Genomic DNA, 24,847 nt, shown 5'->3' on the forward strand with positions numbered 1-24,847 from the left:
CGGGGGCAGGAGGATCAAGGAGCCGCGTGAAGGCCGCATAGGCAAGAGGGGTGGACCTCCCGATGGCGTATCAGGCAGGAGGGCAGCGGTCGGTACCGCGGCCCGTCCCCGACACTCTCGAAGCCCAGGAAGCACAGGCGTACCTCCAGGACTACGCCGTACTGCTCGATTCCGTCCTGTTCCCGTCCGTCGTCCTCGACCACCGCTGGGACGTCGTGCTGAGCAACGCCGCGTTCCGGGCGCTCTTCACCGGCGTGGGACCCGACCCGACGGCCATGCCGGACGACAACTTCCTCCGCTTCGTGCTCTTCCACCCGGACGCCGCCACCGTCCTCGGGGACCACGAGTCCAGCTGGTGCCTGCCGATGCTCGCCCACTTCGCCGCCGCCGTGGAACGCCATCCCCAGGACCGGGGCCTGCAGTCCATCCGCCGGGAGATCGCCCAGGACCCCATCATGGACGCCGCCTACCGCCACGGCCTGCCGCACTGGCTGCGCACCGTCGGCCCCGCCGCCGGGCGGCACGACGGCGCCGTGCGCCCCCTGGTCCACCCCGACCCGCGCTGGGGCGCCACCCACTGCCGGGTCGTCGGCGAGACCCCCGACACCCTCCGCGACCTGGGCTACCACCGGATGACCCTCGTCCTGCGCGAGGTGGGCCGCCCGAGCGACCCCATCCGCAGGGCCCGCCGTCCCCGGCGTGCCGTGTCGACCCACCTGAGCGTGGTGCCCTCCCCCGAGAGGTGAGCCGCACCCCCTCCGGCGCCGCCGGCGTTCAGGTCGCCGACGGCGCCGGAGGTCAACCCTCGTCCGGCGCGGCCCCCCGTCTGGCCGCCTGGATCTCCTCGTACACCCGGCTGCGCAGCTCCGCGAAGCGCGGAGCCACCCGGGTGTGCAACTGGTCGCGCTCCGCCGGAAGATCGATGGTGAGCCGCTGCTGGACGACCGTGGGGGAGGCGGACAGGACCAGAACACGTTCGCCGAGGTAGACGGCCTCGTCGATGTCGTGGGTGACGAAGAGGATCGTGATCCCCCGCTCCCGCCACAGACCCCGGACGAGGTCCTCCAGCTCGGCGCGGGTCTGGGCGTCGACCGCCGCGAACGGCTCGTCCATCAGCAGGACCTCCGGCTCGTACGCCAGCGCGCGGGCGATGGCGACCCGCTGCTGCATCCCGCCGGACAGCTGCCACGGATACGCGCCCGCAGCGTCCGACAGACCCACCGAGGCGAGCGCGTCGTCGACCAGACCCCGCCGCCGCTCCCTGCTGAACTTCTTCTGCCTGAGCGGCAGTTCGACGTTGTCGCGGACCCGCATCCAGGGAAAGAGGCTGCGCCCGTACTCCTGGAAGACGACCGCCATGCCCGGCGGCGGCCCCTCCACCCGCCGTCCCCCCAGGCGGACCTCACCCGCCGTCGGCCTCAGCAGCCCGGCCACGCACTTCAGCAGGGTCGTCTTGCCGCAGCCCGACGGGCCCACCAGACACACCAGTTCGCCCGGGCCGACGGTGAAGGTGAGGTCCCGCACCGCCTCCACCCGCCGCCCGGCACCCTCGTAGACCTTCTTGAGGCCCGCCACGTCGAGCAAGGCGTCCATCGCCCGTCGCCCCTTCTCGAGTTGCCCCGCGAAGATCTGCGGCTTCGCCGAGCGCAGCACGACGTGCCGCAGCCGCGCCGCGCCCGTACTGCCGTACGACCGGGCCGTCCGAGTCAAGCCCATCGGGAAGGTAGAACGCCGCCGGTGGCGGGTCAATGGGCCTGCCGCGCGCGGACGTTGACAGCCGCAGAAGCGTGCTCCTAGCGTGCGCAGAGCGCACCCCCGTGCGTACGGAACGCAGGTGCCAGGCTCCGTTCGTGCGGTTCCCGTGCGGATTCCGCGGGGCTTCCGTGTGGTTGGCGAGCGGGCCCCCGGCGGCCTTTCGAGCGGCTTTCTGGAGGCGACGATGCCCGAGCGAGACCGGTCCGGCGCAACCCGCGAACCGCACTTCGTCCGGTCCTTCGAGCGAGGACTCGCCGTCATCCGGGCCTTCGACGCGGAACACCCCGCCCGCACGCTCAGCGACGTCGCCCGAAGCTGTGGGCTGACCCGGGCCGCCGCCCGCCGTTTCCTGCTCACGCTCGCCGACCTCGGGTACGTCCGCACCGACGGCCGGCTGTTCCGGCTGACCCCGCGCGTGCTCGAACTCGGCTACGCCTACCTGTCGAGCTTCGCCCTGCCCGACCTCGCCGAACCCCATCTGGAGCGGCTCGTCGCGCAGGTCGGGGAGTCGTCCTCGCTGTGCGTCCTCGACGGCGACGAGATCGTGTACGCGGCGAGGGTGCCCACGAGCCGCATCATGACGGCGACGATCACCGTCGGCACCCGCTTCCCCGCCCATGTCACCTCGGTCGGCCGGGTGATCCTCGCGCATCTGCCGGACGAGGAGATCGACGCCCGGCTGGCCCGCGCCGACCTCACCCCCCTGACCCGGCGCACCCTCACCTCCGCCGACCAGCTCAGGGCCGAACTGCGGCGCGTACGACGGCAGGGGTACGCCCTGGTCGACCAGGAACTGGAGGAGGGGCTCCGATCGGTCGCCGCTCCGGTCCGGGACCGGGACGGCGAGGTGGTGGCCGCCGTGAACATCCCCGTCCACGCCGGCCGCACCTCCGTGGAGGCGGTCCGCCGCGATCTGCTGCCCCAACTGCTCGCCACGGTCGCCCGGATCGAGGCCGACCTGTGCGCGACCGGGACGGCCGCGAGCCGGGCACGAGCCGTCACCTCCGGCGTCGCCCCGGCCCGCCCGGCTCCGACGCCGCCCCTACAGGTCGAGCACCAGCCGTGACCCCTGGCAGCGGGACACACAGATGAGCATGGTCTCCCCGGCCGCGCGTTCCTCCTCGCTGAGGACCGAGTCGCGGTGGTCCGGGGTGCCCTCCAGCACGTCCGTCTCACAGGTCCCGCACGTGCCCTCGGCGCAGGAGTACAGCACCTCGACGCCGGCGGCGCGCACGGTGTCGAGCACGGAGACGCCCACCGGAACCGTGACGGTCTTGCCCGTCCGCTCCAGCACGACCTCGAACTCGGCGTCCGGGCCGGTCTCCTGCTCCTTGGGCCGGAAGCGCTCGACCCGGAGCGCCCGGCCCGGGCACCGCTGCTCGACCGCGTCGAGCAGCGCGCCGGGACCGCAGCAGTAGACGAGGGTGTCCTCGGGCAGTCCGTCCAGCACGGACCCGAGGTCGAGCAGCCCGGTCTCGTCCTGCGGGGCGACCGTCACCCGGTCTCCGTACGCGCCCAACTCCTCCTGGAACGCCATGGATTCGCGGCTGCGCCCGCCGTACAGCAGCGACCACTCGGCGCCAGCCGCCTCGGCGGCGGCCAGCATCGGCAGGAGGGGGGTGATGCCGATGCCGCCGGCCACGAACCGGTAGCGGGGCATCGGCTCCAGCGTGAAGTTGTTCCGCGGCCCGCGCACCCGGACCTTGTCGCCCCGCGCCAACTCCGTGTGCACGTACGCCGATCCGCCGCGCCCGTCGGGTTCCCGCAATACCCCGATCCGCCAGGTGTGCCGGTCCGCCGGGTCGCCGCACAGCGAGTACTGCCGCTCCAGCTCGGGCCCGAGCAGCACATCGATGTGCGCGCCCGGCTCCCAGGCCGGCAGCTCCTCGCCCAGCGGATGGCGCAGGGTGAGGGCGAGGACGCCTTCGGCGGCGAACTCCCGGCTGTCGACGACGAGTTCGGCCTCGTAGACGGGCGACGTGGAGGACGAGGTCATGAGCTGTTCCCTTGCGGCTCGTGTCCCTGGGGGTGGGCGAGCATCCACTCCCACATCTCGATGGGGTCCTGCGAGGTGTGCTCGCGTCCGCAGTGACAGGTGCCGTGCAGGATGTCCGTGCCCGGCAGCCAGGCGATGCGGTAGATCTCCCCCGTCCGGAGGGTGGGCGGCGTGCTCACAGGACCGGCTCCACCGGCTTCTCGCCCTGCTCGACCAGGCGGGCGAGGATGCGGCGGGCGGCCAGACCGCCGGTGTCGATGTTGATGCTCAGCTCCTGGTAGCCGGTGCGCTCGGAGCCCAGCGTCTCCTGGAGCAGGTTCAGCGCGACGACGTCCTGCATGACGACCGTGTGGTTGTTGCCCTTGAGGAACTGGGTGACCTCGTCGTTGTCGGTGGCCCAGTCCCGGGAGACCATCCAGAAGTCGTACACCTTGCCGTCCGTGGACGGGGTGATCGCGTAGGTGATCTCGGTGTGGAAGCCGTTCGGGTCGCTGCCGTCCGCCTCCGGGGCCACTCCCACCGGCGCGATCCGGCTGTGCAGCAGGTACAGGCACGGCGCGAAGTACTCGATGTCCTGCCAGCGGGTGATGCGCCCCTCGATGCCGGTCGACTTCGCGTAGAACGGCGGGCACTCGGCGTCGTCCATGTGCCGGCTCACCCGCACGACACCGGCGCCCTCGTCGACCTCGGTGTTGATCGGCGTCTCGGCGACCTCGGGGGTGCCGATGTAGCCGCCGTGCAGATACGTCTCGTGGGACAGGTCGAGCAGGTTGTCGACGAGGAGCCCGTAGTCGGCGTCGATCGGCTCCATGCCGCGCACGGTGAGCCAGCCGGGGGCGGCCAGGTGCTTGGCGCGCGGGATGGTCTGCGGGTCGGCGAGCGCCGGGTCGCCTATCCACACCCAGATCAGCGAGTCCTGCTCGACCACCGGGTAGGAGGCGACACGGGCCGTCCGCGGGATGCGCTTCTGCCCCGGCACGTACACGCACGCGCCTGTCGTGTCGTAGGTGAAGCCGTGGTACCCGCACACGATGCGGTCCCCGTCCAGCCCGCTCTTGGAGAGCGGGTACCGGCGGTGCACGCACCGGTCGTGCAGCGCGACGGGCGTCCCCTCCTCCTCCGTCCGGTAGAAGACGAGCGGCTCGCCGAGGATCGTCCGACCCAGCAGCTCACGGCCGACCTCTTCGGCGTAGGCGGCGACGTACCACTGGTTCCTGGCGAAGGCGGTCATGTGAGGCATGGGGTTCCCGTCCCTGTCGGCGGGGCGTCCTCGCCCCGCGTGCCGTGGTTGGACTCAGCGTCCTGACGGCCGCGGTCACCGCGCAAGGCGGCTTCCGTCAGACGGAAGCGTCTCTGCGAAAGGGCTGGTCAGCGGCGCTGGAGCCGGTGGGCGAGGGAACCGACCGGTGATTCTGCCGGCGCACGTCAGGCGCGGCGGACGTTCGGCTTGGACTTGCGGGCGGAAACCGATCGGTTTCTCCTGGAGGACGGGACGGCGTCCTGTGTCTGGCAGACGTTCGAGGGTTCCGACATGGCTGACCACCGACGTTTCGCTCGACGACGTACTGGCGGTGCTCAAGCCTTAGACCTCGTATCGCCGCCGATCCGTATCCGCCGCACGGCACCGGGCGATACCGCGTCCGCCGGACGGCGGGACCGCTTTGCCCGGCCGTGGCGCGCCCGCCCGGCGCTGTTCGCGCGGCGGTCCCCGGCGCGTCACATCCGCGCCACGGCCCCTTCCCCGCCGTTCGTTCCTCTTGGACCATTCCTTGCGCGCAGGTCACATCCGACGCACCACGTCAGGACAAGAGGTCATCCACCCATGCCTGAAGTCAACCGGCGGCGATTCCTCCAGGTCGCGGGCGCCACAACGGCGTTCAGCGCACTGTCGGCCAGCATCGAGCGGGCCGCGGCGCTGCCCGCGCACCATCGTTCCGGCACGATCGAGGACGTCGAGCACATCGTCGTCCTCATGCAGGAGAACCGGTCCTTCGACCACTACTTCGGCTCGCTGAGAGGCGTACGCGGCTTCGGCGACCCGCATCCGGTGACGCTGGACAACGGGAAGAGCGTGTGGCACCAGTGGGACGGCACGAAGGACGTGCTGCCGTTCCACCCCGAGGCCGACGATCTCGGCATGCAGTTCCTGGAGGGCCTGCCGCACGGCTGGCCGGACGGGCACGCCGCCTACAACGGCGGCAAGTACGACAGGTGGGTGCCGGCCAAGGGCACCACGACGATGGCGTACCTGACGCGTGACGACATCCCGTTCCACTACGCCCTTGCCGACAGGTTCACCGTCTGCGACGCCTACCACTGCTCGTTCATCGGCTCGACGGACCCCAACCGCTACTACATGTGGACGGGGTACACGGGCAACGACGGCAAGGGCGGCGGCCCCGTCCTCGGCAACGACGAGGTCGGCTACGACTGGACCACCTACCCCGAACGCCTCGAAGCGGCCGGGATCTCCTGGAAGATCTACCAGGACATCGGCGACGGACTGGACGCGGCGGGATCCTGGGGCTGGATAGCCGACGCCTACCGGGGCAACTACGGCGACAACTCGCTGCTCTACTTCAACAAGTACCGGAACGCCGAGCCCGGCGACCCCTGGTACGACAAGGCCCGCACCGGTACGAACGCGAAGGCCGGCGACGGCTACTTCGACCGGCTGAAGGCCGACGTCCAGGCGGGCAGGCTGCCGCAGATCTCCTGGATCGCCGCGCCCGAGGCGTTCTCCGAGCACTCCAACTGGCCCTCGAACTACGGCGCCTGGTACATCTCCCAGGTCCTCGACGCGCTGACCTCCAACCCGGCGGTCTGGGCGAAGACGGCCCTGTTCATCACGTACGACGAGAACGACGGCTTCTTCGACCACCTCGTGCCCCCGCTGCCGCCGCGCGACGCGGCCCACGGCAGGTCGACGGTCGACGCCGGCCCGGACCTCTTCGCGGGCAGCGCGACCCATGTCGCCGGTCCGTACGGCCTCGGCCCCCGTGTGCCGATGCTCGTCGTCTCCCCCTGGAGCAAGGGTGGTTACGTCTGCTCGGAGACCCTCGACCACACCTCGATCCTGCGGTTCATGGAGCGGCGGTTCGGGGTGCGCGAGCCCAACATCTCGCCGTGGCGGCGGGCCGTCTGCGGCGACCTGACCGCGGCGTTCGACTTCTCCCGCAAGGACAGCCGGCCCGTCGCGCTGCCGGACACCGACGCGTACGAGCCACCGGACCGGCTGCGGCACCCCGACTACCGGCCGACCGTGCCGGCGGACCCGAGCATGCCGCGGCAGGAACGGGGGCTGCGACCCGCCCGGCCGCTGAAGTACGCGCCCCGGGTGGACGGTTCGGCCGACCCGAAGGCCGGCACCCTCACCCTCACGTTCGCCTCCGGCGCCAAGGCCGGCGCGGCGTTCCTCGTGACCTCGGGGAACCGTACGGACGGGCCGTGGACGTACACCACCGGCGCGGGCCGGACCGTGTCGGACACGTGGGACGCCGCGGCCTCCGGCGGCTCCCACGACCTGACGGTGCACGGGCCGAACGGCTTCCTGCGGGTCTTCGCGGGACCGGGGCGGACGGCCGGGGGTGGGCCCGAGGTCACCGCACGCCACCTCGGGGACGACGTGGAGCTGACCTTCACCCACCGGGGGTCCGGGACGGTGACGCTGAAGGTCGTGAGCGCGTACGGGGGCCGGGCCCGTACGGTCCGGGTGCGGGCCGGGGCGAAGGTCCGGCAGGTCGTGGACCTTCGGTCCACCCGCCGCTGGTACGACCTGACGGTGACCGCCGAGGGGGGTTTCCTCCGGAGGTTCGCCGGACACGTGGAGAACGGGCGGCCCGGGGTGAGTGATCCGGCGCTGGGGGCGAGGTAGGGCGCGCTCAGGGCTCGGGGGACCTGCGATCGGGCGGCCACCGGCTGGATGTGGCTACCGCGCGGGTTCCCCGCGCCCCTGAGGGGGCGCGGGCGGCACCCTGTGAGCGTCGGCGAGCGCCTCCCGCCCCCCGTCTGCCTCAGAGCGCGGTGAGGTGCCCGGGTGCCGGGGAGCCGGGCCGGCGGGGCAGCAACGACGGTTCCGTCGGGGCGTGCTGGGGCTCCAGGGCGAGGACCGCCGCCACAGGGTGGTCCTCGGCCGCCGGCGCGGGACCGTCCGGTCGGGCGGGGTCCATCGGCCGGATGGCGACCTCCGGGGTCGCCCGGGTCAGCAGCACCACGCCTCGCGCGGCGACCACGGCCCCCGCCACCGCGAGCAGCGCCCCCGCCGCCCCACCCCGCAGTCCCTCGCCGAGCAGGGCGAGGCCGATCACGGCGGCGGCCAGCGGGTTGGCGAGGGTCACGACCGCGAGGGGGGCGCCCAGGCCCCCTTGGTACGCCGTCTGGGAGAGCATCAGCCCGCCCACCGCGAACGCGGCGACCAGCAGCGCCACCACGACGACCTCCATGTCGAGGAGGGACCCCGAGCGGTCCGTCGCCGCGACCGTGACGGTCTGGGTGAGCGCGGAGGCGACCCCCGAGGTCATGCCGGAGGCACCGGCGTGGCGCAGCCCGGGCCTGGCACCGGGCCGCGACAGCAGCCCGACCAGGGCGACGGTCGCCCCGGCCACGGCGACGGCCTCCGGAAGGCTCAGCACCTCGTCCGGCGTCGACCCGGACGCGACGATCAGGATCGCGGCGAGACCGGCCAGCGTGAGCGCGGTGCCCCGCCACTCCGTCGAGGTCACCCGGCGCCCCGCCATCCGCGCCCCCAGCGGCACCGCGGCCACCAGGGTGAGCGCGCCCAGCGGCTGAACGACCGTCAGGGGGCCGTACTTGAGGGCCACGACGTGCAGCAGCGCGGCGCCCGCGTTGAGCGCGACCGAACTCCACCAGGCACCGCTGGCGAGCATCCGCCGTACGCCCGGGTCGGCGCTGCGCGAGGCGAGCCGCTCCTGGGCCACGGCGGCGGCCGCGTAGGCGACGGCGGAGACCAGCGACAGGGCGACGGCGACGAGGGTGGCGTTCATCGTCCCGCTCCCACCAGGACCGGTTCCTCGGCGGGCACGAAGGCCCCGGAGCGCTGCCCGGCGGTGGTGGCCGTCCGGTGCGGGAGCTGGATCACGGCGAGGACGGCGGCCAGCAGGGCACCGGCCACGATCGCGTCCAGCCAGTAGTGGTTCGCGGTGCCGACGATCACCACCAGGGTCACCAGGGGGTGCAGCAGCCACAGCCACCGCAGCCGGGAGCGGGTCGCGCCGATCAGGCCGACCGCGACCATCAGGGCCCAGCCGAAGTGCAGCGAGGGCATCGCCGCGAACTGGTTGGCCAGCGAGTCGGTCGCCGGCGTCGCCGAGTACACCGTCGGCCCGTACACCTGCCCGGTGTCGAGGAGGTGCGCGCCGTCCAGCATCCGCGGCGGGGCCAGCGGGAACGCGAGGTGCAGCAGCAGCGCCGCCGCGGTCAGCGCGGCGAGGGCCCGCCGCGCCCGTGTGTAGTGCCCGGGCCGCCGCAGGTACAGCCAGACCAGGAAGGCCGCGGTGGCGGGGAAGTGGACGGTCGCGTAGTAGACGTTCGCGATGTGGACCAGCGTGTCGCCGTGCAGCAGCACGGACTGCGCGGAGCCCTCGTCCGGCAGGCCCAGGGCGCGCTCCCAGCCCCAGACGTCGTGGGCGTTGCGGAAGGCCTCGGCGGTATGGCCGTTGGCCAGGAGCCGGCCGAACTTGTAGACGAGGAAGAGCCCTGCGACGAGCAGGAGCTCACGGACGAGGGGCGGTCGCGGTATCGCGGCGGCCGGCTCTCGCGCAGGCGCGGTGCGGCATTCCATCCCCGGCCCTTTCACTGACGGCGCTGGTGGCGCTGGTTCCCTGGGCGGCACGTCGATCGACACGCCGTAGTACCGATACGTTCTGGTACCGATACGAGAGTGTACCGATACGGTCGAGTACCGAAACGGCGGGGTATCGATACGGCACTGTACCGATACGGAGCCGTTCCGGTACAGTGGCATTTCGGCAGGCCTTTCGGCACGGGGACGACCGGAGGAGACAGGAGTCATGACGTCGCAGGCAGCGGAGGGGCCGGAAACGGCCGTCGCCTCGCGCCGCTCCAAGCTCACGCCCGAGCGCGAGCTGGAGTTCTTCGACGCCGTGCTCGAACAGATCCGTGAGTGCGGCTACGACTCGGTGACCATGGAGGGCGTCGCCGCGAGCACGCGGTGCAGCAAGTCGACGCTCTACCGGCAGTGGCGGACGAAACCGCAGTTCGTGGCGGCCGCGCTGCGCGCGCGCCGCAGTGTCCGCTGCGCGGGGATCGACACCGGCACCCTCGCCGGTGACCTGCGCGAGGTGGCCCGGCATGCCGGGGAGGGCTACGTTCTGGAGGGGCGCCTCTTCCAGGGCCTCGGCCATGCCGTCGCGCAGGACGAGGAGCTGCGGGCGGCCCTGCGCGACGCGCTGGTGGAGCCGGAGATCGACGCGCTGCGGGCGATGATCGCCCGCGGAGTGGCGCGGGGCGAGGTTCCCGCGGACCACCCGGCGCTGGAGTTCGTCCCGGCGCAGATCTTCGGCGTCCTGCGGGCCCGGCCGGTCCTGGAGGGCCGGGACGCGGACGAGACGTACATCACCAAGTTCATGGAAGCGGCCGTGCTGCCCACGCTCGGTCTCTCATAAGGCTCAGGCCGCCGTTCGTGAGTCGACCGGACGACGACCTGATCGCGCCGCACCGTGGGGACGGGGGCGGCGCGTAACCCCGGCCGGGTGGGGTTCCTCTGGAGCGGAGAGGAATCCCACCCGGCCGACTTTCCGTCCTCACGGCCTTACGGCGCACGCCCCCTCACACGTCCTGACCGCTGCCGCCTCCGCTGATCGACGCCTTCTTGATGCCCTTGGTGATCTCGTCGATGACCGACTGCTCGGGCGCCTTGTCGCTCACGTCGATGCCGAAGCGGACCACGACGAGCCGCGAGGAGTCGGCGGGGGAGGGGAAGGCGAGCGACTCGACATAGCCGTCGTCGCCCTTGCCCGTGACCACCTTCCAGCGGACGTAGTAGCCCTTCTCGCCGGCCACGGTCACCGCCTTGGAGGCCAGCTCCTCGTGCGAGGTGATCTTCCCGTAGCCCTCGCTGCCGTAGGCGTCCTCGGCCGCCTGGGCGATGTCCTCCTTGGCGGCGGCCTCGGCCGTCGTGGCCTTCAGCTTCAGCAGCTCGGCGGGGGTCGAGTAGGCGCCACCGCGCGTGCACGTCTTCGAGGGATCCGCCGGGCACTTGTACGACGCCTCGGTCGTGACCTGCGCGCCGACCTGCAGTGGAGAGGTGAGCCAGCCCTCGGGCACGGGGATGCTGATGCCGCTGGTGGTGTCGGTGGCGTACCCGTCCTCCTGCGGCGGCTGCTCCGACCCGTCCGGTCCGGGCGTCCGTCCGCCGGAACCGCCCGAGCCGCCGGGGCCGCCCTGCCCGTCGGAGCCGCCGCCCGGCCCGCCCGGTCCGCCGTCGTCACCGCGCCCGCCGTTCTGCCCGCCGGATCCCTGGGACGTCGTACTGCCCTCGCCGCCACCGTCGTTGCTGGTCAGTGCGTACACGCCCACCCCGATGCTGGCCAGCACCGCGGCGGCCACGGCGACGGCTATCCCGGTGCGCAGGCCGCGCCTGGGGGCGGGGGCGGGGCCCGGGTATCCGGGGTGGCCGGGGTATCCGGGGTGGCCACCGGGCCCTTGCGGGTAGGCCGCGGCGCCCGGCGGGTAGGTCGGCGGACCGAACCCCGGGGCCGAGCCGGCGGGGCGGACCTGGTCCGTCCACGCCTTGCCGTCCCACCAGCGCTCGGTGGCGGGCGCGTCACTTGTCTGCCCGGGATCGGGATACCAGCCGGGAGGAGTCACCTGCGTCATGGGGCAACCGTATGAGGCCGGAGTGAAAACCGGATGAGAGGGGCGGACATTCGTGCCCAGCGGCTCTGCTGCCCGTCGGTCTTCCCCGCCGCCTCTCCGTCGGCCGAGGCCGTCGGACGGGCGTTCTCCGTCAGCTGTTCCAGGCCCTCGTCCGGACGCTCGCCCGAGGACGAGCCGCACCGGGGGCCGAGCGGCGTCGGACGGCGCCGAGCGTTCCCCGCACGCGCCCGGCCCGTGCGCGGTGTTCCGCTCCGGGCAGGGGAGGCCCCGGCGGCCCGGAGCCACCGATCCCAGCACGCCGGTGTGGCGGGCGCCCGTCAGCATGACCGGCCGGCGGCCCACCGGCCGGAAGAAGAACGCCGGCGCGAACGAGGCGTACGTCTGCACGAGTCCCTCGGCTTCACCGCCCCCCGGCGTGAAGAAGCGCGCGGCGGTGACCGTCGCGAAGTACCCGTGCGCCCCGAACCCGTACCACTCGATGAAGTTCCCCACGGCCCCCGCGAACAGGGCCCGACGGGGCGGCCCGGTGCGAACGGGGCGGGGGCTCCGGCCGGGGTCGGATGCGGGCATGCCGTCTCCTTCGAGGTGGGGAACCGCCGTCACCGGAGAACCGGGAAACCGGCCGGTGACCACGGGAAGTTGACTGATCGTCATGTCCAACGGGGCAGGTGGCCACGCGGATGCGTCGCCCGCCCGCCGCCCGGTGTCACCCGACCCGGCAACAGGTGCCCGGACCCGCCTCCACTTCGGCATTCAGGGGGCTACGCTCAATGACCTGTGCATCGTTCGGGCGGCCTGGGGAGGTAGCGGAATGACGGAGGCACGGCCCGACGCGGCAGCCTCGGCTTCCCTGTGGGAGCGCGACACGGAGATCACCGCCATCACGGAGGCGATCGACGAACTGTGCGTCGACAAGGCGTCCCCCGGGAGCGTGCTGGTCTTCACCGGCGAGGCGGGCGTCGGCAAGACCGCCCTCCTCACCGAGGCCCGCCGGATCGCCGAGCAGCGGGGCTGCCGGGTCTGGTACGCCCGTGGCGGGGAGACCGTCACCTCCGTCCCCTTCAACGTCGTACGACAGTTGCTGCAGCCCGGACTCATGGGGCTGATGGAGGAGGAGACCCGCGAGTACCTGGGCGACTGGTACGACATCGCCGGACCCGCCCTCGGGCTCGCCGAACCCGGTGAGGGCCAGGCGGACCCGCAGGGCGTGTGCGAGGGGCTCGTCGCCGCCGTGAACCGCCTGGTGCGCCGCGCCTGGCCGCTCGTGCTGCTGATCGACGACCTCCACTGGGCCGACCAGGAGACGCTGCACTGGCTGTCCGCCCTGGCCGACCGGCTGACCGAGATGTGCGTCCTGGTCGTGGTGGCCCGCCGCCCAGGCGAGGCCACCGGCGAACGCGCCCGCCATCTCAGCCGGATCGCCGCCAAGGCACGCCCCGTCTCCACGCTGAACGCCCTCACCCCCAAGGCCACCGCGGGGCTCACCCGTGCCACGGTCGGCCGGCATGCCGACGACCCGTTCTGCCGCGAGGTCTGGGCGGTCACCGGTGGCAACGCGTACAACACCGTCGAACTCCTCGCCAAGGTGAAGGACTGCGGACTGGAACCGGTGGAGGACTCGGCCGGCGAACTGCGCGCCCTGAACCGCTCGGCGCGCGGCACCGGCCTCGTCGCCCGCCTGGAGGAACTCGGCGTCGAGGCCACGCGTTTCGCGTGGGCGGCGGCCATCCTGCACACCGGGATCACCGTCGACATCGTGGCTCGCCTCGCCAGCCTGCCCCGAGCCGCGGCCGTGCAGTGCGCCGAGTTGCTGACCTCGGCGCGTATCCTCACCGAGCCCGACCGGGCCAACCGCCAGGCGGACGCCGGAGACCTGGAGTTCGTCCACCCCCTGATCGCGACCGCCGTCTACGACTCGATCCCGCCGGGCATCCGCACCGCCTTCCACGGCGTCGCCGCGACGGCCGTCACCGAATCCGGGCGCGGCGCCGCCGCGGCCTCCCGCCACCTGATCGAGGTGCACCCCGACGGCGAGGCCGAACTGGTCGAGCAGTTGCGCGCGGCCGCGGCCGAACACCTGGCCGTCGGCGCCCCCGAGGCCGCCCGCCGCTGTCTGGAGCGGGCCCTGAAGGAGCCGCCGCAGCCGGACGTCCGGGTCCGCGTGCTCTACGAACTGGGCTGCGCCACCCTGCTCACCTCACCCGCCACCACGGTCGAGTACCTCCGCTCGGCACTGGCCGAGCCGGGCCTCGACAGCGCGGAGCGCGTCGACGCGGTCTTCCGCCTCTCCCAGGTGCTCCTCCACAACGACCAGCTGCACGAGGCCGTCCGTACGCTCGACGCGGAGATCGGGCGGCTGGACCCCGGGCCCGCCCGGATGCGTCTCCAGGCCGCGCGCTACATGTGGGAGGGCGTCCACGCCGGCGAGGAACTCCCGCCGACCCACTCCCAGGAGCTCGCCGCCCTCGCGGCGACCTGCACCGGCCGGGACAACTCCGAACGCGCGTTGCTCATCCTCCGGGGCTTCGACGCGATGACCCGCGGCGAGAACGCCGAGGAGGTCGTCGAACTCTGCGACCGTGCCCTCGTCAACGGCCGTCTCGCGCCCGGACTCGGCTGGACCGACACCGAGTGGGGCATCGAACTGCTCCTGATGCTGGCCAGCGCGTACGCCTACGCGGACCGCCTCGACCGGGCCGAGAGCCTCTTCACGGAAGCCCTGCGCACCTACGAGTCCGCCGGCTGGAGCGGCGGTCATCTCGCGCTGGCCCACGCCTATGTGGGGCTCGGACATCGCATGCGGGGCCGCCTCAGGGACGCGGAGGCCTCCCTGCGCCAGTCGCTGGTGCTGGCCGAGGGAGTCGGTCGCGGACTGCCCCTGTACTGGACCACCACCTGCAACCTGGTCGACACGCTGCTCGTCCGCGGCCACGTCGAGGAGGCCTGGGCCGTCGCCGAGCAGTACCACTTCGCGCCGCCGTACCCGTCCACCATCGTGCTGCCCGAACCGCGGTCCGTACGGGGACGGCTGCTCCTCGCCGTGGGGCGCACCAAGGAAGGCATCAACGAGCTGGAGGCCGCCGAGAAGGCGACGGCGGCCCGGGGCCATCACAACACCGTCTCCGCCACCTGGGGCGGCGCACTCGCCCGGGCCCTGGCCGGCGAGGACCCGCGCCGGGCGGCCGAACTCGCCGCGAGCGTCCGCCGCCGTGCCGAACGCTTCGGCACGGACACCGCCATCGGCGAGGCCCTGCGCGTCGAGGCGTCCCTCGCCACCGGCCGCAAGGCCGTCTCGCTCTACGCCCAGGCGGTCACCTATCTGGCGGCGTCGCCCGCCGCCTACGAGCACGCCGCGGCCCGTGTCGAGCACGGCATCGCCAAGCGCTCGGTCTCCGAACTCAACCGGGGCCTGACGCTGGCCGAGTCCTGCGGCGCCGACGGCCTGGCCAGGAGGGCTCGGGAGGAACTCGGCCGGCTCGAATAGGGCGTGTGCCGACCGGGAGCAGGCCGGGCGTCCGCGGCCCGGGGTCCACGGCCCGGATCCAACAGCCCGGATCCCATGGGTCGGCGTCCAGGCCCGCGGCGCCCTCTCAGCCCTGCCCCTCCTCCTCCGCCAACACCCTCTGCGCCACCGCGAACGCCGAGTTCGCTGCCGGGACCCCGCAGTAGACGGCCGTCTGGAGGAGGACGGCGCCGATGTCGTCCGGGGTGAGGCCGTTGCGGCGGGCGGCGCGGATGTGCATGGCCAGTTCGTCGTAGTGGCCGTGGGCGATCAGCGCGGTCAGCGTGACCATGCTGCGTTCGCGGCGGGACAGTGTCGGATCGGTCCAGATCTCGCCCCAGGCGTAGCGGGAGATGAAGTCCTGGAACCCGGCCGTGAAGGGGGTCTGCCGGGACTGGGCGCGGTCCACGTGCGCATCGCCGAGCACCTGGCGCCGCACCTCCATCCCGCGCTCCGGGTACCCGTCGAGGTGCCCGCGCAGCGCCGCCAGCACGGCCTCCGGCCGTTCCGCGGGCGCGAGATGCGAGGCCCCCGCGATCTCGGTGAGTGTCGCCCCGGCCACCGCGTCCGCGATCTCCCGCAGATGCGCGGGCGGCGTCGCCGGGTCCTCGCGGCCGGCGACGAGGAGCGTGGGCACGGTGATCCGGTCCAGCTCCTCGCGGAGGTCGAACGCGGCGAGCGCGTCGCAGCAGGCGGCGTACGCCTCCGGGTCGGCCCGGCGGTGGTCCTCCACCAGCTCCGGCACGGTGAAACCGGGCGTGAACCACCGCGAGTCGGCGCTCCGGGCGAGCCCGGCCAGCCCCTCCCGGCGCACCAGCTCCGCCCGTTCCTCCCACGGCTTGACGCCGTTGAAGTGCGCCGACGAACAGAGCACGGCGAGGGAGGAGATCCGCTCCGGGTGGTGCGCGGCCAGCCACAGACCGACCGCGCCGCCGAGGGAGACCCCGGCGTAGGCGAACCGTTCGACGCCCAGCGCGTCCGCCAGGTCCAGGACCAGGGCGGCCAGGTCGCCCACCGTCGCCCCCGGCGCGATCAGCCCGGCGGAGGAGCCGCCGTGCCCCGGCAGGTCCCAGCGGACCACCCGGTGGGTGATCGACAGCTCGGGCGCCACCTTGTCCCACAGCCGGGTGGACGTGCCGAGGGAGGGGCCGAGCAGCAGCGGGGGAGCGGACGTCGGGCCCTCCGCGCGGTGGTTGAGCAGTGTGTCGGTCAACGTCGCTCCAGGGCACGGTCGGTGAGGGCTCCGGCGGAGCCGGTGTAACGGGTGGGGTCCGTGAGGTCCGCGAGGTCGATGTCCTTCAACTCCGGTTCCTCGGCGAGCAGTTCGCCCAGCGGGCGCCCTTCGGCGTAGACGCGCTCGGCGGTCCGGGTCAGCAGCTCCTTGGCGCGGGCCCTGCCCAGCACCGGGGCCAGCTCGGCGGCCAGCCGCTCCGAGACGATCAGCCCGTGGGTGAGGTCCAGGTGCCGGCGCATCGCGTCGGTGTTCACCCGGAGCCCCCGCGTCAGCTCGACCGCGTCCCGGGCGGCGCCCCCGACCAGGCGGAGCAGCTCGCGCAGCGGCTCCCACTCCGCGTGCCACGCACCGGCCGGCCGTTCGTCCTCGGCCGCCAGTGACCCGTACAGCGTCGCCGCCAGCTGGGGCGCCCGCCGGGCGGCCGCCGCGATGAGCGTCGACCGGACCGGGTTCGCCTTGTGCGGCATCGCCGACGAACCGCCGCCGCTGCCCTCGGCCACCTCCGCGATCTCGGTGCGGGCCAGGGTCAGCACGTCCACCGCGATCTTCCCCAGGGCGCCGGCGGCGAACGCCAGTGCTCCGGCCAGGTCCGCGATCGGGGTGCGCAGGGTGTGCCAGGGCAACTCCGCTGCGCGCAGGCCGAGTTCATGGGCGTAGGCGGTGCTCAGGGCCTGGGTGTCGGTGGCCCCGAAGACGGTGAACGCCGCCGCCGTGCCCGCCGCGCCGCCGAGCTGGGCGGGCAGCGTCGCACGGACGACGGCGAGCCGGTCCCGGGCGTCCAGGAGGAGCGAGCGCCAGCCGGCGGCCTTCAGCCCGAAGGTCGTCGGCACGGCGTGCTGGGTGAGGGTGCGGCCGGGCATCGCGGTGTCCCGGTGCGCGGCGGCGAGCGCGGCCAGCGCGGCCTCCGTACGGCCGAGGTCGGCCAGGACCAGGTCGAGCGTGCGGGCGGCGACCAGCATCGTCGCCGTGTCCAGGATGTCCTGGCTGGTGGCGCCCCGGTGGACGTACGGACCGTACTCCGTGCCCACCGCCGCGGTGAGGTCCGCGACCAGCGGGATCACCGGGTTGCCGCCGGCGCGCGCGCGTTCGGCGAGGGAGCGTACGTCGAGGACGGCGGCGTCCGCCGCCGAGGTCACCGCGGGCCCGGCAGCGGCGGGGGCCAGCCCCAGCGCGGCCTGGGCACGGGTCAGCGCGGCCTCGGCGTCGAGCAGCGCCCGCAGATAGGCGGTGTCGCTCGTCGCGGCCGCGGCCGGGGAACCGGTCCACCCGGGGGCGAGCAGACCGGTGTCGGCGTCGGCAGAAGTCACTGGAACTCCAGGAAGACCGTTTCGCCTTCGCCCTGAAGGCGGATGTCGAAACGGTAGGTGCCGTTGCCCCCGTCCTCGGCGATCAGCGTGCCTCGGCGCGCCTCGTCCACCCGCGAGAGCAGCGGGTCGGCGGCCAGCGCGGCGTCGTCGCCCGGTAGATAGATCCGGGTGTACAGATGGACGAGCAGGCCCCGCGCGAAGACGCAGACGCTGAGATACGGCGCGTTGCGCCCGCGTGCGCCGGGCCGCAGCGTACGCGCGGTCCAGTGACCGCTGCTGTCGGTCTGGACGCGGCCCCAGCCGGTGAACTCCACGCCGTTGCGGCCCAGGAAGCCACCGCTCGCGGAGTCGCGGCGCATGGAACCGTCGACCCGCGAGACGTTGCCGTCCGGGTCGGGGCCCCACAGCTCCAGGAAGGCGTCCGGCAGCGGGTTGCCCTCGCCGTCGAGGATGCGGCCGTGCAGGGAGATGGTGTCGGGGTGGCCGAGGGGAGCGATGTCGCCGCCGCCGGGGAAGGGCAGGGCGTGGCCGTAGAAGGGGCCGACCGTGTGCGACGGGGTCGGGAGCACCGTCTCCGGGCGGCTGGTGTCGATCTTCGTCATGGCAGGTCAGCGCCCTTCTTCGATCCAGGTGGCCTGCGGGCCGTCGAGCACGATGTCCCAGACGTAGCCCATCGAGTACTCCGGCACGGACAGGCTGTGGTCGTACGTCGCGACCAGTCGCTGCCGGGCCGCGTCGTCCGTCACCGACTGGATGATCGGGTCGTACGGGAAGAGCGGGTCGCTCGGGAAGTACATCTGGGTCACGAGCCGCTGGGTGAACGCCGTGCCGAAGAGCGAGAAGTGGATGTGGGCCGGGCGCCAGGCGTTGACGTGCTGGCGCCACGGGTACGGGCCCGGCTGGATCGTCGTGAAGTGGTAGTGGCCGGCGTCGTCGGTCAGCGTGCGGCCGACGCCCGTGAAGTTCGGGTCCAACGGCGCGTCGTGCTGTTCGCGCTGGTGGGCGTAGCGGCCGGCCGAGTTGGACTGCCAGATCTCGACCAGTTGGCCGCGCAGCGGGCGTCCGTCGCGGTCGAGGAGCCGACCGGAGACGGTGATCCGCTCACCGATGGGCTCGCCGTCGTGCTGCCGGGTCAGATCGTTGTCGATCTCGGTGATGTCCCGCTCCCCGAAGGCGGGGGAGGACAGCTCCACCAGCTCGGGGTCCTGGGTGATGTCGATGGAGATCGGCGGCTGCTTGGGGTGCCGCAGCACCGAGGAGCGGTAGGGGGCGTAGTCACGGCGGGGGTGGTGCTCCACGGGCGCGCCGTCGGCGACCCGCTTCTCGTAGGCGGCGTGTTCGGCCGCGATCTCCTGGTCGATGTCGTGCTGGGTGAGGGTCATGAGTGGTGTCCCTGGGGTTCCTGGCGTTCACGTTCAGAAGTCGGGGTCGGAGCAGCGCCCCTTCAGGGGCGCGGGGAACTGCGACCGGCCACGGACGGCCGGCAGCCGCAGACACAGCTCAACGTTCGAGAACGAGGGCGAGTCCTTGCCCCACCCCGATGCACAGCGTGGCGACACCGACGCCCGAGCCCTGACGGGCGAGCTGGTGCGCGACCGTCCCGGCCAGCCGAGCACCGGACGCGCCCAGCGGATGACCGAGCGCGATCGCCCCGCCCTGCGGATTGAGGATCGCCGGGTCGAACTCGGGCCATTCGGCGACACAGCCGAGCACCTGCGCGGCGAACGCCTCGTTCAGTTCGAGAACCGACAGGTCCCCGAAGCCCTTGCCGGCCCGGTCCAGCGCACGGGTGACCGCCTCGACGGGCGCGAGCCCGAAGTAGTGCGGGTCGATCGCGGAGACCCCGGACGCGGAGATCCGGGCGAGGGGCTCGCGACCGGTGGCCGCCAGCCCCTCCTCGTCCACCAGCAGCAGCGCGGCGGCCCCGTCGTTGAGCGGCGAGGCGTTGCCCGCGGTGACCGTGCCCCCGTCGGGGCGGAAGGACGGCTTCAGCCTGGCCATGGCGGCCAGGGACGCGTCGGCGCGTACGCATTCGTCGGCGCCGAAGACGACCGGGTCGCCCTTGCGCTGGGGGATGGAGACGGGCGCCAGTTCGGCGTCGAGGAGCCCCGCGGCCTGGGCCTTCGCCGCCTTCTGGTGGGAGGCGAGGGCGAACTCGTCCTGCTGCTCCCGGCTGATCTTGTGCTTGTCGGCGATGAGTTCGGCCGACTCGCCCAGCGGGATCGTCCACTGCGGATCCATGTCCGGGTTGACCATGCGCCAGCCCAGCGTGGTCGAGTACAGCTCGGTGTGCCCGGCGGGGAAGGGCCGGTCGCTCTTCGGCAGGACGTACGGCGCGCGGGTCATGGACTCGACGCCGCCGGCGACGGCGATCGACGCGTCGCCCAGCGCGATGGCGCGGGCCGCCTGGATCACGGCCTCCAGACCCGAGGCGCACAGCCGGTTGACGGTCACGCCCGGTACGGAGGTGGGCAGCCCGGCCAGCAGCGCGGCCATGCGGCCGACGTTGCGGTTCTCCTCGCCGGCGCCGTTGGCGTTGCCGAAGTACACGTCCTCGATCCGCGCCGGGTCCAGGTCCGGCGTCCGGGCGAGCAGCTCGCGGACGGCGTGCGCGGCGAGGTCGTCGGGCCGGACCCCGGCCAGGGCGCCGTTGTAGCGGCCGATCGGGGTACGGACCGCGTCGACGACGTAGACGTCCTTGCGATGAGGACGCGAGGTGTTGCTCATGACTGGCTCTCCTCGGGGATGCGTACCTTGGCCGCGGTCTTGGCGACGATCTCCTCGACGGTGACACCGGGCGCGGTCTCCACGAGCACCAGGCCCTCCTCCGTCACGTCGAGCACACCCAGGTCGGTGATGATCCGGTTCACGCAACGCTTGCCGGTCAGCGGCAGCGCGCACTCCTCGAGGATCTTCGCCGAGCCGTCCTTGGCGGTGTGGGTCATGACCACGATGACCGTGCGCGCGCCGTGGACCAGGTCCATGGCACCGCCGATCCCGGTGATCATCTTGCCGGGGATGGCCCAGTTGGCGAGGTCGCCCCGGGCGGAGACCTGCATCGCGCCGAGGACGGCGACGTCGATGTGGCCGCCGCGGATCATCGAGAAGGACAGCGCCGAGTCGAAGTAGGAGGCGCCCGGCAGGACGGTGACGGTCTCCTTGCCCGCGTTGATCAGATCGGGGTCGACCTGGTCCTCGGTCGGGTACGGGCCGGTGCCCAGGATGCCGTTCTCCGACTCCAGGATCACCTCGACGTCGTCCGGGAGGTAGTTCGGGATCAGCGTCGGCAGGCCGATGCCGAGATTGACGTACTGGCCGTCCTCGAGTTCGCGCGCGGCGCGGGCGGCCATCTGTTCACGGGTCCAGGCCATCACTCGCTCACCGTTCCCTCTGCCGCGGCGGAGACCGTCCGCTTCTCGATCTTCTTGTCGGCCGCCTGCTCGGGGGTGAGGGCGATGACGCGCTGGACGAAGATGCCGGGCAGATGCACGGCGTCCGGGTCGATCTCGCCGGGCTCGACCAGCTCCTCGACCTCGGCGATCGTCACCTTGCCGGCCATCGCCGCGAGGGGGTTGAAGTTGCGGGAGGACTTGTTGAAGACCAGGTTGCCGTGCCGGTCGCCCCGGACGGCGCGGACGAGCGCGTAGTCGGTGCGGATGCCGCGTTCGAGCACGTACTCGACGCCGTCGAACTCGCGGACCTCCTTGGGCGGCGAGGCCAGCGAGACGCCGCCGTCGCCGTCGTAGCGCCAGGGGAGGCCGCCCTCGGCCACCTGGGTGCCGACGCCCGCCGGGGTGTAGAAGGCGGGGATGCCGGCGCCGCCCGCGCGCAGCCGCTCGGCGAGCGTGCCCTGCGGGATCATCTCGACCTCCAGCTCACCGGCGAGGTACTGCCGCGCGAATTCCTTGTTCGCCCCGATGTACGAACCGGTCACCCGGGCGATGCGGCCGGCCGCGAGCAGCACCGCGAGGCCGGACTCCATGGCTCCGCAGTTGTTGGAGACGATCCCGAGACCGGAGACCCCGCGCTCGTGGAGCGCCTGGATCAGCGCGTTCGGTACACCGCTCAGCCCGAATCCGCCGACGGCGAGCGTCGCGCCGTCCGGCACATCGGCCACTGCCTCCAGGGCTGTGGCGACCACCTTGTCCATCCGTGAGGCCCCATCTCGTCCGCGCACCCGATGACCCGTTAATCAGGACACTGAGCATTCAGTGAAGTTTCCTTCACGCTGCCACTCGTCGGCTCCGTCGTCAAGAGCTGCGAAAAGAGCGAGATCGACGGGTGCGGGATATGGACACGCGTCGAGGGGCGCCGGGTATCGTCAGTGCACAGACTAATTGCCGAGCCGAGGAGCGCATATGGCCGCGGTGGACCTCTCCACCCACCCCGGGCACCTGGCCCGACGGTTGCAGCAGGCCCACTACCTGCTGTGGAACGTGATGGTCTCCGAGGAGATCACCTCGCCGCAGTTCGCGGTCCTCAACGCCCTCGTCGACGAACCGGGACTCGACCAGCGCACGGTCGGGGAGCGGGTGGGGCTCGACCGGTCCACGATGTCCGAGGTGGTCAGCCGGCTCGGGCGCCGGGGGCTTCTGGACAAGGTGCGCGATCCGCAGGACGGGCGGCGGTTCCTGCTGCGGCTCACGGACGACGGGGTGCGCACGCACCGCAGGCTCACGGTGCGGACGGCCCGGATGAACCAGATGTTCCTGGCCCCGCTGTCGGCGCGGGAGCAGGAGGTGTTCTTCGACCTGATCCGACGGGTGGCGGACGCGGCGGAGGAACTGCGCACCCCGGCCGAGGCGCTGCGCTAGAACCTGCCCGGGCGAGATCCGGACGGTCGGCACCGGGCGCCCGGCTACCGGGAGTCGGTGGCGTACACCACCCATACCTGGCCCTCGGCGAAGTTCATCGGCTCGCCGTTCCTCGTGGTGAAGTCCGTGCCGTCCGTCGGGCTCTTGCGCTTCCAGCCGGCTTCGAAGACCTTGCCGTCCCGCAGGACCTCCGCGCGGCCGGAGCCGACGGTCTCGGTGTACGGGGTGTTGTTGCCGAGGAAGTCGTGGAAGCGGGACTCGCGGACGGTCACGTACTGGACGACCACCGTGGCCGGGGCGACGCGGACGTCGTCGGTGGTGATGGTCGGCCGGCCGTCCATGGAGACCTGCCAGCGGCGGCTGTCGCCGGACCACGTGAAGGTGAAGCGGGCCGCCGGGTAGCGGACGGTGCGGGAGTCCTCGGGAGTGCCGCCGGAGGGGGCCGGGCCGCGGCGGAAACCGGTGGTGAGGGCGTCGGCGCCGGGCGCGGAGTCCATCAACTCGCCGGGGCGCAGATACAGGTTGTGCGGCGGGGGCTTGTCGGCGCCCCGGAAGTAGGCGTCGTCGGCGTCCTCGGGGGTCTCCGCGTGCAGGGGCGCCTTGTCGATCAGCGGCAGGAGCTTGCCCTGCGCGCCGGAGAAGGCAAGGGTCGGCTGGTCGAACTGGCGCAGCAGCTCCAGGTCGGACTCGCGGGCACTGCGTACCGGTCCGACCGCCTCCGGGAACCGGGTGGCGTACACGGCCATCAGCCGGCTGAGACCGCCCTCGACCTGCTCGGCGTAGACGATGTCCGCGGCGTCGAGACCGGTCTGGGGCCGCGCGGCGGCGACATTGTCGATCTTCACGGCGAGCACGGATCCGGCCGGCGGAGCGCTGGTCCGGTCGTCCCGGGGGCCGTCGACCTGCCCCCTGCCGTCGTCGCCGTCCGTGCCGGTCACGGTGCAGCCAGCCAGGGCGGCGCCCGCGACCAACGTGGCGAGAAGTGCCCCCGTCGTCGCACCGCGCCGCGCCCGCCGCACCCGCGGTCTCTCGCCCACCGTACTCAAATTGCTCATGATGGATCCGATTGTGCACTTATCCGCTCATGGATGGCCATAGTGGATTGTTTCTGACTGGTTCGGGGGTGAGGCGTCGGGTACCCGGGCGGGACCTGCTGACCGAGGCGAGGAAACGGAGTGTGGGCACGATGAAGGCAGTGACGTGGCAGGGCAAGCGGGACGTACGCGTGGAGACCGTGCCCGATCCAGTGCTGAAGGAGCCGACCGACGCGGTCATCCGGATCACCTCGACCGGGCTCTGCGGCTCCGACCTGCACCTGTACGAGGTGCTCACCCCGTTCATGACGCCGGGCGACATCCTCGGCCACGAACCCATGGGCATCGTCGAGGAGGTCGGCGCCGGGGTCCCCGACCTGGCGGCCGGGGACCGGGTCGTCGTCCCGTTCCAGATCGCCTGCGGCAGCTGCTGGATGTGCCTCACCGGCCTTCCCACCCAGTGCGAGACCACCCAGTGCACCGGCGAGGGCATGGGCGCGGCGCTCTTCGGCTACACCCGGCTGTACGGCTCGGTCCCGGGGGGCCAGGCCGAGTACCTACGCGTCCCCCAGGCCCAGTTCGGGCCGATCAAGGTGCCGGAGGGACCGCCCGACGACCGCTTCCTCTATCTCTCCGACGTGCTCCCCACCGCGTGGCAGGCGGTCGAGTACGCGCACGTCCCGCCCGGCGGCAGTGTCGCCGTGCTCGGCCTCGGACCCATCGGCGACATGGCCTGCCGGGTGGCCCTACAGCGTGGCGCCGAACACGTCTTCGGGGTCGACCTGGTGCCCGAGCGACTGCGCCGGGCGCGCGAGCGGGGCGTGCAGACGTTCGACCTCAGGGACTTCGACAACGAGAAGGAACTGGTCGGCGCGATCCAGGACCGGACCGCCGGGCGCGGCCCCGACTCCGTGATCGACGCCGTCGGCACCGAGGCCCACGGCAGCGCGGCCGCCCGGCTCGCCCAGAACGCGACCGGACTGCTGCCCCGGGCCATCGGCTCACGGCTCACCGAACGCCTCGGTGTGGACCGGCTCGCCGCCCTCTACACCGCCATCGACCTGGTGCGACGCGGTGGCACGATCTCCCTCTCCGGCGTCTACGGCGGCAAGGTCGACCCGCTGCCCCTGCTCACCCTCTTCGACAAGCAGATCCGGCTGCGCATGGGCCAGGCCAACGTCCGTACCTGGAGCGACGACATCCTGCCCCTGCTCACGGACGACGACCCGCTGGGCGTCGACGACTTCGCCACCCACCGGGTGCCGCTCACCGACGCCCCGCACGCCTACGAGATGTTCCAGCGCAAGGAGGACGGGGCGGTGAAGGTGATCATGGAGCCCTGAGCCCA

22 protein-coding genes are annotated in these 24,847 nt (G+C 72.7%); 7 read left to right on the forward strand and 15 right to left on the reverse strand.

Annotation, left to right across the window (positions count from 1 at the left end):
* The first annotated feature begins 62 nt into the window (after window positions 1-62).
* Window positions 63-746 carry an MmyB family transcriptional regulator gene (locus ACZ52C_RS15535; RefSeq protein ID WP_469075205.1) on the forward strand — a complete coding sequence of 228 codons (684 nt, stop codon included), beginning with the start codon at window positions 63-65 and terminating at the stop codon, window positions 744-746.
* Window positions 747-798: 52 nt separating this feature from the next.
* Here ACZ52C_RS15535 and ACZ52C_RS15540 read toward each other — a convergent pair whose 3' ends face one another.
* Window positions 799-1,593 carry an ABC transporter ATP-binding protein gene (locus ACZ52C_RS15540; protein WP_469075347.1) on the reverse strand — a complete coding sequence of 265 codons (795 nt, stop codon included), beginning with the start codon at window positions 1,591-1,593 and terminating at the stop codon, window positions 799-801.
* A 346-nt stretch (window positions 1,594-1,939) separates the two neighbouring features.
* Here ACZ52C_RS15540 and ACZ52C_RS15545 point away from each other — a divergent pair, with 346 nt between their 5' ends.
* Window positions 1,940-2,821, forward strand: a complete 882-nt coding sequence (locus tag ACZ52C_RS15545) for an IclR family transcriptional regulator domain-containing protein (RefSeq protein WP_469075206.1) — start codon at window positions 1,940-1,942, stop codon at window positions 2,819-2,821.
* Here the strand turns inward: ACZ52C_RS15545 and ACZ52C_RS15550 are convergent.
* From ACZ52C_RS15550 to ACZ52C_RS15560, 3 genes are read right to left on the reverse strand one after another with little or no spacing between them, the layout of a single operon-like run.
* Window positions 2,798-3,751, reverse strand: a complete 954-nt coding sequence (locus ACZ52C_RS15550) for a PDR/VanB family oxidoreductase (RefSeq protein WP_469075207.1) — start codon at window positions 3,749-3,751, stop codon at window positions 2,798-2,800. The genes ACZ52C_RS15545 and ACZ52C_RS15550 overlap by 24 nt on opposite strands.
* The gene (locus ACZ52C_RS15555) at window positions 3,748-3,930 is read right to left on the reverse strand and encodes a hypothetical protein (RefSeq protein WP_469075208.1); all 183 of its coding nucleotides are present in this window, start codon (window positions 3,928-3,930) and stop codon (window positions 3,748-3,750) included. The genes ACZ52C_RS15550 and ACZ52C_RS15555 overlap by 4 nt, the downstream gene beginning before the upstream one ends.
* Window positions 3,927-4,991, reverse strand: a complete 1,065-nt coding sequence (locus ACZ52C_RS15560) for an aromatic ring-hydroxylating dioxygenase subunit alpha (protein ID WP_469075209.1) — start codon at window positions 4,989-4,991, stop codon at window positions 3,927-3,929. Before ACZ52C_RS15560 ends, ACZ52C_RS15555 begins: the two co-directional genes overlap by 4 nt.
* A 582-nt stretch (window positions 4,992-5,573) precedes the next feature.
* On the opposite strand from ACZ52C_RS15560, the gene ACZ52C_RS15565 reads away from it, so the two are divergent.
* Complete coding sequence (locus tag ACZ52C_RS15565; protein WP_469075210.1) at window positions 5,574-7,625, forward strand: phosphocholine-specific phospholipase C; 2,052 nt, start codon at window positions 5,574-5,576, stop codon at window positions 7,623-7,625.
* Between the two features lie 139 nt (window positions 7,626-7,764).
* Here ACZ52C_RS15565 and ACZ52C_RS15570 read toward each other — a convergent pair whose 3' ends face one another.
* Both ACZ52C_RS15570 and ACZ52C_RS15575 read right to left on the reverse strand, forming a co-directional pair.
* On the reverse strand, window positions 7,765-8,754 hold the full coding sequence (locus ACZ52C_RS15570; protein ID WP_469075211.1) for a DMT family transporter: 990 nt from the start codon (window positions 8,752-8,754) through the stop codon (window positions 7,765-7,767).
* Window positions 8,751-9,551 (reverse strand): phosphatase PAP2 family protein, encoded by an 801-nt coding sequence (locus ACZ52C_RS15575; protein ID WP_469075212.1) that lies wholly within the window; start codon window positions 9,549-9,551, stop codon window positions 8,751-8,753. The genes ACZ52C_RS15570 and ACZ52C_RS15575 overlap by 4 nt, the downstream gene beginning before the upstream one ends.
* Window positions 9,552-9,780: 229 nt before the next feature.
* On the opposite strand from ACZ52C_RS15575, the gene ACZ52C_RS15580 reads away from it, so the two are divergent.
* The gene (locus ACZ52C_RS15580; protein ID WP_045556760.1) at window positions 9,781-10,395 is read left to right on the forward strand and encodes a TetR/AcrR family transcriptional regulator; all 615 of its coding nucleotides are present in this window, start codon (window positions 9,781-9,783) and stop codon (window positions 10,393-10,395) included.
* 163 nt (window positions 10,396-10,558) lie between these two features.
* On the opposite strand, the gene ACZ52C_RS15585 is transcribed toward ACZ52C_RS15580, so the two are convergent.
* On the reverse strand, window positions 10,559-11,608 hold the full coding sequence (locus ACZ52C_RS15585; RefSeq protein ID WP_469075213.1) for a DUF2510 domain-containing protein: 1,050 nt from the start codon (window positions 11,606-11,608) through the stop codon (window positions 10,559-10,561).
* Window positions 11,609-12,419: 811 nt separating this feature from the next.
* On the opposite strand from ACZ52C_RS15585, the gene ACZ52C_RS15590 reads away from it, so the two are divergent.
* Window positions 12,420-15,092 carry an ATP-binding protein gene (locus ACZ52C_RS15590; RefSeq protein WP_469075214.1) on the forward strand — a complete coding sequence of 891 codons (2,673 nt, stop codon included), beginning with the start codon at window positions 12,420-12,422 and terminating at the stop codon, window positions 15,090-15,092.
* 106 nt (window positions 15,093-15,198) lie between these two features.
* Here the strand turns inward: ACZ52C_RS15590 and pcaDC are convergent, their stop codons facing one another.
* The 7 genes from pcaDC to ACZ52C_RS15625 all read right to left on the reverse strand — a co-directional run bounded on the left by pcaDC (window position 15,199) and on the right by ACZ52C_RS15625 (window position 21,801).
* Window positions 15,199-16,323: a bifunctional 3-oxoadipate enol-lactonase/4-carboxymuconolactone decarboxylase PcaDC gene (gene pcaDC / locus ACZ52C_RS15595; RefSeq protein WP_469075215.1), complete on the reverse strand. Its 1,125-nt coding sequence runs from the start codon at window positions 16,321-16,323 to the stop codon at window positions 15,199-15,201.
* On the reverse strand, window positions 16,320-17,651 hold the full coding sequence (gene pcaB / locus ACZ52C_RS15600) for a 3-carboxy-cis,cis-muconate cycloisomerase (RefSeq protein ID WP_469075216.1): 1,332 nt from the start codon (window positions 17,649-17,651) through the stop codon (window positions 16,320-16,322). Before pcaB ends, pcaDC begins: the two co-directional genes overlap by 4 nt.
* Complete coding sequence (gene pcaG / locus ACZ52C_RS15605) at window positions 17,648-18,253, reverse strand: protocatechuate 3,4-dioxygenase subunit alpha (RefSeq protein WP_469075217.1); 606 nt, start codon at window positions 18,251-18,253, stop codon at window positions 17,648-17,650. The genes pcaB and pcaG overlap by 4 nt, the downstream gene beginning before the upstream one ends.
* 6 nt (window positions 18,254-18,259) lie before the next feature.
* Entirely contained in the window at window positions 18,260-19,033 is a 774-nt protein-coding gene (gene pcaH / locus ACZ52C_RS15610) for a protocatechuate 3,4-dioxygenase subunit beta (RefSeq protein ID WP_469075218.1), read from the reverse strand.
* A gap of 118 nt (window positions 19,034-19,151) precedes the next feature.
* Window positions 19,152-20,378: a thiolase family protein gene (locus ACZ52C_RS15615; RefSeq protein ID WP_469075219.1), complete on the reverse strand. Its 1,227-nt coding sequence runs from the start codon at window positions 20,376-20,378 to the stop codon at window positions 19,152-19,154.
* Window positions 20,375-21,022 (reverse strand): CoA transferase subunit B, encoded by a 648-nt coding sequence (locus ACZ52C_RS15620; protein ID WP_469075220.1) that lies wholly within the window; start codon window positions 21,020-21,022, stop codon window positions 20,375-20,377. Before ACZ52C_RS15620 ends, ACZ52C_RS15615 begins: the two co-directional genes overlap by 4 nt.
* Entirely contained in the window at window positions 21,022-21,801 is a 780-nt protein-coding gene (locus tag ACZ52C_RS15625) for a CoA transferase subunit A (RefSeq protein ID WP_192359411.1), read from the reverse strand. The genes ACZ52C_RS15620 and ACZ52C_RS15625 overlap by 1 nt, the downstream gene beginning before the upstream one ends.
* 208 nt (window positions 21,802-22,009) lie before the next feature.
* On the opposite strand from ACZ52C_RS15625, the gene ACZ52C_RS15630 reads away from it, so the two are divergent.
* Complete coding sequence (locus tag ACZ52C_RS15630) at window positions 22,010-22,465, forward strand: MarR family winged helix-turn-helix transcriptional regulator (RefSeq protein WP_469075221.1); 456 nt, start codon at window positions 22,010-22,012, stop codon at window positions 22,463-22,465.
* Window positions 22,466-22,509: 44 nt separating this feature from the next.
* Here ACZ52C_RS15630 and ACZ52C_RS15635 read toward each other — a convergent pair whose 3' ends face one another.
* On the reverse strand, window positions 22,510-23,520 hold the full coding sequence (locus ACZ52C_RS15635) for a DUF3048 domain-containing protein (RefSeq protein ID WP_469075222.1): 1,011 nt from the start codon (window positions 23,518-23,520) through the stop codon (window positions 22,510-22,512).
* Window positions 23,521-23,651: 131 nt separating this feature from the next.
* On the opposite strand from ACZ52C_RS15635, the gene ACZ52C_RS15640 reads away from it, so the two are divergent.
* Entirely contained in the window at window positions 23,652-24,842 is a 1,191-nt protein-coding gene (locus ACZ52C_RS15640) for a zinc-dependent alcohol dehydrogenase (protein ID WP_469075223.1), read from the forward strand.
* Window positions 24,843-24,847: the final 5 nt, after the last annotated feature.

Source organism: Streptomyces sp. NPDC034049 (assembly GCF_055575575.1).